We start from the raw sequence: 9,909 nt of genomic DNA, 5'->3' as shown, positions 1-9,909 counted from the left end.
ATATTATACCTTAAAAGTTAGATTAGCACAATGTGAAAAAACATGAAAAAACTTGCGATTTTATGAACGCTCCCTTCTTCTTTTCACAAGAAACCGATTACGCCAATCTGCTCTCAATTCGACTCTACGAATACTCTCGTGCTGATTTTGACTGTACTACCTCCAACACCTATGCATTCAACCGGATTTTCGCAGTGATTTCTTCCCGCGGGCAAGGTTCCACGGTCGGCTCGCCGATGTTCGGCGGCGAACTGCCGATGGAGCCGGGAACGCTCTTCTTCTTCAGCGCCGGGGTGCCGGTCTCCTTCCATTTCCGGCCGGGGACCTGCTTCTATGCGTTTCACTACAATCTGCAGCTGCTTCCATTCTCCGAAATCTTCCTCAGCTTCCCGCACATGGAGCGGAAAACAGCACCGGAAATCATTCAGGAGTTTGACCGTATCAGCCGCCTGCCGCTCGACGGCATCCAGCGGGCCTGCAAAATCAAGGGAACGCTCTTTCAGATCACCGCGGATTTTCTGCCCCGCAATTTAATGACCTTTCAGAATGCCGTCACCTCCCGCTACCGGAAGATGCTCGACTACATCGAACAGAATATCCACGCGAGAATCACTATCGACGAACTGGCCGAAGTCGCCGGCATGCACCGCAGCACCCTGTCGCGCTCCTTCTCCCGCGATACCGGAATCACGCTGAAAAAATACCTCTCGCATCAGCTCCAGCTTCAAGCCGCCCTGCTGTTGCGCGAATCCCATCTCTCCATCAAGGAGATCGCCCGGAAATTGAATTTCAACGACGAATACTATTTCTCCCACTTCTTCAAGCGCGAGAGCGGCGTTTCCCCGCGCGAGTTCCGGCAGCAGGTCTTCGAAGCGACTGCCGACCAATCTTCCCGGCGGGAATCTTGAAGCAATTTCGCGCTCCCGGTTCCACCCTATCCGGCCGAAAAGTGTACATATACACTAATTTTAATAAAATTATACATGTTCTATTGCTTTTCTCTTCGTTTTCCGGTATACTATTTTTAGAAATAAGGAGAACGACGATGATTCAAACCGGATCTCCCCTCCAGACAGGGAAGAATGCCAAGTATATGCAGCTGGCGGACTGGATCGCGGAACGGATCCATTCCGGAGAGTTCGCTCCGGGGAAGCGGCTGCCCAGCAATCGGAAACTGGCCGGTCAGTGGAATCTCTCCGCCATCACCATCACCGCCGCGATGGATGAACTGGTCCGGCGGCGGCTCATCGTCCGCCGCCGCGGCTCCGGCACCTTCGTCACCAGCGATCCGCTCGCCTTGAATCACCGGTTCAGGATCGGATTTTTCGTCGCCTACAACACCGCTTCGACCTATCTTATTCAGATGCTCAACTCTCTCTGGACATTGAGCAGAGAGTTCCGCTGCGACCTGCTGCCGATCTACCGCGCCCCAGAAGAGATCGAAGAGGCGGCGGCGGAATATGCCCTCGACGGCGCTCTGATCTTCAACTGCAATGAAATTCCGGCGGGGCTGGTGAAACGGCTGCGGAGCAAAGGCACTCCGGCTCTGCTGTTAAGCTCGGTACAGCAGGAGAGTTCCGAATTCAGCATCGGCTACTCCAACGAGCGGATCATCGAGGACGCCGTCGCCTATCTCACAGGACTCGGCCACCGAAACCTCGGGTTTCTCGTCGGCCATTTTCAATCCCTCCCCTACCGGGAGCGGTACAACAGCTTCATGGCCGCGATGTGGAAACGGCAGTTGCCGGTCAACCTCGCCTGGATCAACGTCTCTGCAATCCGGCAGAAGGAGATCGACGCCTATTTTTCCCAGGAGGAACTGCCGACGGCATTGATCGTAGGCGACCGGCTGATCGCTCACAAAGTTTGCCGCAGCCTTTTGGAACACGGCATCCGCGTTCCCGATGAGCTTTCGGTCTTCTGCATCGATGATCCCGACCGCCCGGAACTGCTCAATCCGCCGCTTTCGCGGTTCCGGATCGACGTGCCGGGCTTCTGCCGGGCGGGGATGCTCACTCTCCTGCAGCAGGTCAATCACGGGCCGGAGTTCCACAGCGATGAGCGAAACTACGAATTTGTCGAGGCGGGTTCCTGCGCTCCGCCTCCGCAGAGGTAATCAGCAGCAGCGAAAAGGAGCACAGAGCATGAGACGAAAAACAGAAAAACAGAAAATCGGAACCTGCCCAATACTCCCCCCGCAATCCACCGCCCGACACTTCCACGGGCAGGAAAGAAAGGGGTTCGGGGGAGATCTCCCCGTACCGCCCGGCCTTCGAACACTCCCGCAGTCAAACACGCCCGCGCAAGTTTGCACCGGCTCGGCACCCGGCGAAGGTGAGCGGAAATACGAACGGGTCTTTCCGCAAAAAAGCGGGAAGAGCCGTTCGCATTTCCGCGGCTCTCACACCCACCGGCCCGCGCCTGCCGTCGAGCCCGGCCTGACCGCTGACCCGCATCCGGCACCGGCACCCTGCCGGACGCAGGGGGTTCGGGGGGCGGCGGACACGCCCCCCGGCACCCACCGGCCCATCCCCTCCAACTGCCGATACTTTACTCTGATCGAACTCCTCGTCGTAATTGCGATCATCGCGATTCTGGCGGCGATGCTGCTGCCGGCGCTGAACAAGGCGCGCGAACACAGCAAATCCACGCTCTGCCTCAACAATCTCAAGTCACTGATTCAGGCGGAGATCCTCTATGCGGACAGCCATCAGGACTACACGGTGCCGCTGATGTGTGGGAATTATTCCATTCAGTGGTACAAAAACTCCGAGCTTTATAAACTTCTCGGTGTTCATGCAAAGACTACCGATCTTTACACCTCCTACTACTCTTCGGGTCAGGTGAGAGTGTGCCCCAGTCTGCCCGGAACAATCCAGAATCTGCTGTGGACCTACGGCATGAACGACGCCGGAATCCGTGACAACAACAACGGCAATGCCAAATATCCCTCCGCCTACAAGCTCACGCAGATCCGCAACCCGTCGCGCCGGTTTCTGCACATCGACACCAGCCGGCAATACTCGGTGGATGCGGGAACCAACAATCAGGGGCTGTGGAACGTCGTCCGGAGCTCCGCAACGCCGTACAAATATCTCGACACCTCGACCAACACCGGCGGCGTCTTCTACGGGCACAACCGCCGGGCCAGCGTCGGCTTCTTCGACGGACACTGTTCGCTGATGACCAGCGAAGAGGTCATTCCCTACGGCACCGGGGACTTCGAAGATGACATCTTCAACGCCTACGGCGTCAAAAAACAGGAATAACTTCGATGAACATCAAACTTCTATTCTCTCTGGCGGCCGTGTCGACGGGAGCCGCGGTTCTGGCCGCCGGACTGCCGACGATTCCCGAAAATCGCATTCCGACGAAAGCGACACTTGCGGAGCAACCGATGGCCAAACGGGCGCTCGACGAGCTGCGGAAACAGCGCGGCGCCCTGTTGAAACAGCCGCCGATCAGCGTCACCTTCGACAAAAAGCTCCCCTCGCCCGGCGGTGATCCGCGCGACTTCACCAGCTGCGGCCCCTACTGGTGGCCGGATCCGGCCAGGCCGGACGGATTGCCGTACATTCGGCGCGACGGCCAGTTCAATCCGGATTTCCGGTCATACGACCAGACGAAGATCAGCCAGGTCGGCCGCCGGATCACGGCGGGCGCGTTGCTCTGGCACTTCGACCGCGACCGGGAAGCGGCGGAGAAGGCGGGGGAGCTCATCCGCGTTTTCTTTCTCGATGAAGCGACCCGGATGAATCCGCACATGAAGTATGCGCAGGCGATTCCCGGCCGGACCAAAGGGCGGGTGGAGGGGATCATCGACACCATCGCCTTCGCCGATCTGGTGAACATGTTCGTTCTGCTGAAGGAGTCTCCGGCCCTGCATCCGGAGGAGTACCGCCGCCTGCAGCAGTGGTTCGAAGCGTACACCCGCTGGCTGCTCGAGGATCCGATGGCGCGGAAGGATTTCGGCAAGAAGCAGAACCACGGGCTCTCCTATCACGCGCAGATCATCGCCTACGCACGCTTCTGCGGCAACGAAGAGCTGGCGGCGGAACATTTGAAAATCGTCCGCAACCTGATCGTCGCGGCGGTGGACGAACGGGGCTTTCTGCCGGAGGAGATCCACCGTACGCGCTCCTGGCACTACTCGGCATTCGCGTTGCAGATGATTTTCCGGTCGGTGGGGGCGGGCAAGGCGCAGGGGATCGATCTCTTCGCGCCGGGCAGTGAAAGTTTCCGGGCGATCGAACGGGCGGTCGAGCGGATGTTGAAATGCTATCTCGACCCGGCGGAGAAGTGGCCCTACCCGCTGTTGAACGGGGAACTGGAGCCGGGAGCCTTCGCCAACGTCGTGTTGCAGTATCACGCCTGGACCACTTCAGAAACCGCCGGCCGGGCGCTGGCCAGACTGCCGGAAAAAAACTTCACGCGGTTCAACCGCATCTTCTACGCCCCCCGTGCGCAATGAAAATCCAACATACCGATATCTTTGATAAAATCAATTCAAATACATGCTGTAATTGACCTGTGCTTCCGATTGAATAGTCGTCACATGCCCGCTGAGCATCAGGACGTTGATAATGCCGGGGCCATGCGGAAAGTCATAGGTAACGTCCGCCTTATTGAACAAATAATTGGAATTCGGCAAGGATGAACGGGTTTCCACGGAACCGGACGCGGTATCATTCGTATAGCCGCAGTCCATGATGAAAAGAATCCGCTCCGGTCCGATATTCCTGGCGCGGGAATTGGAACGGACAAAGCAGGTACTGGCATCGGTAGGGGCGTTCCCGGTTGTAGTTTTGAACGGTGTCAGCCCCGACCAGATGGCGAGACAACCGAATCCATTTTCACCGTATCCCAATGTGTCTCCTCCCACTTTCTGGATTGCCGGACAGCGGAATTTTTTCAAAAAATTTCGATATTCGTCCCAGCTTGCAGGAGCACTTCTCCCGAGATAGCCGGCCAATTTCTGATGCCAGAGATCCTGTTTGAATTCTGCATTGGAATCATCTTTTGCCGCAGTCAACCATTTGTAGTCCACTTCATACATCGCCTCGGCAGTACCGAACTGCTTGAGATTGCTGATGCAGGAGGTGGAAAGCGCCTTGGCTCGCGCCTTGTTCAACGCCGGCAAGAGCATAGCCGCCAGGATCGAGATGATCGCGATTACGATGAGGAGTTCAATTAGCGTAAATAATGGATATCTTTTCATGGTGACCTCCCTTCTGCTCAGAACAAAATAAACGGATATTTTTCCGGAACCTTCGCCTCGCCAATGCCGGGAGCAATCTGGAGCCATCCATCCCGCCCCTCGCCGTCATTTTCGTTGATCAGCAGATTAAACTGGATCCCTGCCTTCAACTGCTTTTGCGTCAAACCGATTGCCGCCATGGGAATGCCGATTTCATAAACAGTTCTGTTTTTTGCCGGATGACTGACAGCCAGTCGCAAATCAGGAGAGGAAAACCCATCCGGTCGTATCCAGATATGCGTTCCCGGCGCCCCGTCTTCCAACTCGGCAAAACCAAATTCCCAATGTCCGGGTTGTCCGGGGATCGCCAGAGCCAGCTGCAGCCCGTCTTCCATGAAACAATTTTCGGCATTTTTTGATTTTACATGCACGTCATCGGTAACACAGACACGTACCTTGAGCAGGCCATCTCCGGCGGCAAGAAAGATATCCGCGCTCTGATCCTCCGGTCCACTCCAGATACGGTGGCTGGTGTAGGGATTGTGCTCCATCTGACTGACCATGTGTTCCCGGTCGCGAAACTGAAACTGGGGTTGCCTGGAATATTCACCTTTCGCGATTCGAGTCGCAACGTTGATCGGAAAAATCAATCGGCCTTTTTCATTTCCCAAGGTATAATTCAACGCGATCCGGAGTGCATTTCCGGCGACATGTTCCGGAATTGTCACCATCGCGGAAAAATCGACCGATTCCCCGGCAGCCAACTTCCGTTCCCCTTCGGCGGGAACCGCACGTACATCCTCCGGCAACTGCCATCGCCAGGCAAAAGGCATCTCCTTGTTCTGCGGATTACGAACCGAAAAACGTACCTCTGCCGCCTGCCCCGGAACCGCAGCCATGCCGTCTGCGGAAGCGCGAACAATGCTCTCCCCCAGCAGAGGAGCTGTCCTGGTGCCCACTAATCTCAGATAACCGGGGAATTCCGGAACCGGCAATGTAACACGTCCGGCAATGACTTCAACCGGCATGGGATTCCCCATGATGTCAATCCAGCGTGCTGCGGCGGCATCTGTCCGTATGGTCAAAGGCTCTTCCACCCCTTTTACATTGGTTTTCCAGATAACGACAACCTGATCGCCGCCATCCCGGAACCAGTGAGCCGTCGTCCGGTCGTTTTTCAGCAATGTACCGCCCCGTCGGGCCCGGGCAAGCTGGAGATTTACGGTATTGTATGCAGCATACCCCTCCTTCGGGAACCAGTCATGCGTAAGAAGTCCATAATTGTGTTCACAATATCCCGGCAGGAATCCATCATCGCGCAGGTCAAACCAGATGTAGCCGCGCGCTCCCAGCACCCGGGCATGAACGATTTTTTTGACGACATTGATCGCCTGCTGCATGTAATTTCCGTTGGAAATGTAAAATCCAGTCTCGGTGAAAAAAAGAGGTTTTCTGCTCCGGAGCTGTTTGCGGTACTCCGCAACCGGCCCGGCAAGAATTCTTTCATAGGTCGCGAAATCCCCATGCTGATGATAGCCGTGGAAATCAAAGTATTCCTGGCCTTTCGCGACCAGCCCCTTATGGAAACCGGCCTTCGAGCGCGGTAGATCGCTGGCAATGCCGCCCGAAATCACGAACGCTTCGGGATCAGTCTTTTTGATGGTGCGGTAGACAGTTTGCAGCCGATCAAGATACTCCTCAAGCGAGCCGCGCCAGAACTCAAGATCCGGTTCATTCCAGAATTCGTAAAAGCGGATTTTCCCTCGATAATGTTCGGCAAGTTTTTGACAGAAAATCTCCAGTTTCCGGTCATCCGGAACACTTTTGTTCCAGTCATTCCAGTCCCCTGTATTTCGCGTTTCGGGGCGCGCTGCAAAATATGGCGTGTATCCAATCAGAAACATGTGCTCCATTCCGAGGGAATGGTTAAGTTCCAGAAGTCTGTCAGAATCGGTGAAGTCGAACGTTCCTTCCGTTCGCTCAATCCCCTCCCAGGTATATCCGGTACGGAGCAGTTTTGCTCCACTCAAGGCAGCGGCGGCAGCCTCGATTTTCTGGTCATTCCAGCTCCAGCGCTGCTGGCGCAGATTGTATCCCAGAATAAACTCGGGATTATCCACATTATTCGGACCGGCCGGCTCCATATAAACAAAGCTGGTTCGTCCATCACGCCGGCTCCGGAGACCATCGCGGGATGTCAACTCAATCGTGGCACGCCAGACACCGCGATCATTCTCCGCGGACCAGGCAAGCGGCCAGAATACACTGGCGCCGGGAAGAAGTTTAAAATCACGCTCATACCGCAATTGTCTGCCACGGTAGTTCCGCAACAGAATCCGGACTGAAAAGTCATTTTCAGCCGGGAAACCATTCGTCAATTTCATCCCGAATTTCCGCTCCTCTCCCACTTTCAACACAGGAAGCGGCGAACCGGTTTCATAAACAAAATCAATGGAGTCGATATCTCGCATCTCCTCCCACTTGCCGAGGGAATGAAACAAAACTTCCCCGGCCTCTTTCGCCGGATACTGAAAATAAGTTATACTATTCAGCATGATCGGCATATCAATTTTACCGTTCTTATTTTTCCCCCAGCTGCCGGAAATATCAGCAGATAGATTCCAGACCAGACGGCTTCTCCCCGCCGGCACGGCTTTCTGCCGGAGCGCGAAAGTTTCTCCTGCAGCGTCCGTCAATTCCAAAGCCAGATTGACCCCACTGCCGGAGAGCAGTTCGACATCCAGCTCAATCGCAAACGGCGAACCGATGTTCTGAAGCGGAAACGAAACCTCCTGCATCCGCTCGATAATACACTTTTTCTCTTCTGACGGCAACTCAGACGATTTCACCAACAGCCCATCCGCCTTTCGTGCATACACAAGTTTGCGAGCCCCTTGCCATTTGGCAGAATCATCAAATCGTTTCAGTTCACGAAAAACGGAATCTACACCGGGAACAGCTTCCGCATCCGGATTGCGGAACCGGAGTGTTGAGGATTTTTGAGCGGGATACTGATGAAGAATCACCGCCTCCAGTCGTACCGGGAAATCGATTTTGCCGTTTCCGCCTTTTCCCCAGTGGCCAATCGCTTCCTGCCGGACATTCCAGCCGACTCGATTAAGCCCTCTCTTGAGTGGACGCTGCGGATAAGCGAAAAATTCCCCCGCGGCATCCTTGAGATAAAGCCCTACCGTAGTACCACCGCCATCCTGCAGTTCCACTTCAAACTCGACGCGGTCCGGAGAGCCGAGATGTTTCAGTGAGCGTTTTTCCCGGAGATTGAACGTGAAAGGCGGCTTGTTCCAATCAGGTTTTTCACGGATCCGGACAACCAATCCAGCAGGTTCCATCCGCAGATCGACACCGCGATCCGCATACCAGGATTCATTTCGGTCGAACTGCCAGGTTCCGCCGGATACAGAACATACCCCGCACCAGAAACAGACAGCCGCGGCCAATATTCCGCCACTTTTCACAATAAAACCTCCTGTTTGCAGTTGACTTGTAACGGCAGAAGCGTTTCCCCCGGGCAGAACTCCGGCGACAGCTGATATTGCGGGCGGCGCCCCGGAACCCATTTTTCCAGAATGTCGAATGCCGTCCGGCAGATTCCCGCCACCGGCTGCGCTATCGTGGCAAGCGACGGCGTCATCTTCCGCCCGGCAGAGACGCCGTCGAATCCGATGAGTCCCACATCGCGCCCCGGCTCCAGACCGCATTCGCGCATCGCCCGGAGCGCACCGAATGCACCCGAATCCGATATCGCAAACACCGCATCCGGCAGAGATCCGCGCTTCAGCCGCCCGAGCAACGTCCGGTAGGCGAACTCCACGCGGTCGTCGTTGACGGAGACGCCGCAATCGAGAAGTTCCGGCGTGATCCCGGCGATTTCGGTGATTTCGCAAAATCCCTGCAGGCGCGACCGCAGCTGCTTCAAATGCGGTTCGCAGAGCAGTACCAGAGGAGTCCGGCTGCCGTTTTTCAGCAGCTGTCGCGCCGCCAGCATGCCGCCGCGACGGTTGTCGCTGGTCACGTTGGCAATCGAAACATCGCCGAACTCCAGGTCGAGTACCACCAAAGGAAAGCTGTCGTACCGGGAGAGTTCCCCCAGTTGCCGCACCGAAATCGGTTCCGTCGGTGGCAGATACAGCACAGCATCCCCGGGTTTCAGACGCTGCGACAATCCGGCCAGGAATTCATTGTGGGTGAACACCACCACCTCCATGAGATTCCAGTTCCGTTCGGCGGCACTCCTGCGGATTTCACCCCGCATCCAGCTGCCGTAATCCCGCTCCGGCTGATCCGCGTCCGGACTGCGGAAATACCAGAGCCGCCGCATCGAACTCTGCCGGAGCAACGCCTCTGCCTCCGGCTCCAGATAGGTCCCCGACCCGCGGATCCTGCGGATGAACCCTTCCGTCTCCAACTGCTTCATCACCAGACGGACTGTGGCGTAGCTCGCCACCACCTCCTCCGCCAATTCCCGCTCCGTCGGCAGCTTCTTCTCCCCCGCAGCGAGAAGTTCAGCGATCTTTTTCAGCATATAATTCCGCGTCTCCGCGAAAAGCGTAGTGTTGTCAGATTTGGCGTTCATCATTCTCAGTAATGCTAATAGTGCTAATTAAAATATTTCATCTTTTAGCATAATTATACCCTATTCTCCGGTAAATGTCAAGAGCAGAATACAAAAAACAAAAAAATTTCATCCACTC

At 55.8% G+C, this 9,909-nt stretch carries 7 protein-coding genes; 4 read left to right on the top strand and 3 right to left on the bottom strand.

The genetic code is table 11. The features are described 5' to 3' along the window. Nucleotides 1–194: 194 nt before the first annotated feature. The 4 genes from ACMLHG_RS12430 (at nt 195) to ACMLHG_RS12415 (ending at nt 4,471) form a co-directional block, all read left to right on the top strand. Nucleotides 195–908: a helix-turn-helix transcriptional regulator gene (locus ACMLHG_RS12430; protein ID WP_295809093.1), complete on the top strand. Its 714-nt coding sequence runs from the start codon at nt 195–197 to the stop codon at nt 906–908. Nucleotides 909–1,045: 137 nt separating this feature from the next. After that, nucleotides 1,046–2,116, top strand: coding sequence for a substrate-binding domain-containing protein (locus ACMLHG_RS12425; protein ID WP_417170688.1), 1,071 nt, complete (start codon nt 1,046–1,048; stop codon nt 2,114–2,116). 28 nt (nt 2,117–2,144) lie between these two features. Continuing rightward, nucleotides 2,145–3,269, top strand: coding sequence for a prepilin-type N-terminal cleavage/methylation domain-containing protein (locus tag ACMLHG_RS12420; protein ID WP_417170687.1), 1,125 nt, complete (start codon nt 2,145–2,147; stop codon nt 3,267–3,269). Nucleotides 3,270–3,274: 5 nt separating this feature from the next. Next, on the top strand, nt 3,275–4,471 hold the full coding sequence (locus tag ACMLHG_RS12415; protein WP_417170686.1) for an alginate lyase family protein: 1,197 nt from the start codon (nt 3,275–3,277) through the stop codon (nt 4,469–4,471). 30 nt (nt 4,472–4,501) lie between these two features. On the opposite strand, the gene ACMLHG_RS12410 is transcribed toward ACMLHG_RS12415, so the two are convergent. From ACMLHG_RS12410 to ACMLHG_RS12400, 3 genes are read right to left on the bottom strand one after another with little or no spacing between them, the layout of a single operon-like run. Beyond that, nucleotides 4,502–5,218 (bottom strand): type II secretion system protein, encoded by a 717-nt coding sequence (locus tag ACMLHG_RS12410; protein WP_295809101.1) that lies wholly within the window; start codon nt 5,216–5,218, stop codon nt 4,502–4,504. Between the two features lie 17 nt (nt 5,219–5,235). Then, nucleotides 5,236–8,673: a hypothetical protein gene (locus tag ACMLHG_RS12405; protein WP_417170685.1), complete on the bottom strand. Its 3,438-nt coding sequence runs from the start codon at nt 8,671–8,673 to the stop codon at nt 5,236–5,238. After that, complete coding sequence (locus tag ACMLHG_RS12400; RefSeq protein WP_417170684.1) at nt 8,670–9,740, bottom strand: substrate-binding domain-containing protein; 1,071 nt, start codon at nt 9,738–9,740, stop codon at nt 8,670–8,672. Before ACMLHG_RS12400 ends, ACMLHG_RS12405 begins: the two co-directional genes overlap by 4 nt. Between the last annotated feature and the right edge of the window lie 169 nt (nt 9,741–9,909).

It is taken from the genome of Victivallis sp. (assembly GCF_048170485.1).
In the GTDB taxonomy this organism is placed as follows: domain Bacteria; phylum Verrucomicrobiota; class Lentisphaeria; order Victivallales; family Victivallaceae; genus Victivallis.
Note: the sequence above shows the minus strand (reverse complement) of the source record. Positions and strands in the feature narration are given on the sequence as shown.

Coding starts and splice junctions, on each gene's coding strand:
- ACMLHG_RS12415 (WP_417170686.1), top strand. CDS start 3,275: ATGAACATCAAACTTCTATTCTCTCTGGCGGCCGTGTCGACGGGAGCC.
- ACMLHG_RS12420 (WP_417170687.1), top strand. CDS start 2,145: ATGAGACGAAAAACAGAAAAACAGAAAATCGGAACCTGCCCAATACTC.
- ACMLHG_RS12410 (WP_295809101.1), bottom strand. CDS start 5,218: ATGAAAAGATATCCATTATTTACGCTAATTGAACTCCTCATCGTAATC.
- ACMLHG_RS12400 (WP_417170684.1), bottom strand. CDS start 9,740: ATGCTGAAAAAGATCGCTGAACTTCTCGCTGCGGGGGAGAAGAAGCTG.
- ACMLHG_RS12425 (WP_417170688.1), top strand. CDS start 1,046: ATGATTCAAACCGGATCTCCCCTCCAGACAGGGAAGAATGCCAAGTAT.